Raw genomic sequence first — 298 nt, 5'->3', positions numbered from 1 at the left:
AGGCTGCATAAGATCAGAATCACATTAGAAAAAAAGCAGCCGACAAAGGAGGCTGCATAAGATCAGAATCACATTAGAAAAAAAGCAGCCGACAAAGGAGGCTGCATAAGATCAGAATCACATTGGATTTTAACAAAGAAGCTGTTGCATTTTTGCAACGGCTTTTTTTATTCTTTACGAGGAATTTATAATGCAGTAAAATCTGTGGATAATATATGAAGAGGGCTATTTAACTGAGTTGTGTATAAGAAAAGAATAAAAAACAAATCATATTCGCCTGCATAAAATGTTCTCATAT

It is taken from the genome of Clostridium sp. YIM B02555 (assembly GCF_022320955.1).
Taxonomy (GTDB): Bacteria; Bacillota; Clostridia; order Clostridiales; family Clostridiaceae; genus Clostridium; species Clostridium saccharoperbutylacetonicum.
This window is presented reverse-complemented; position numbering follows the sequence as displayed.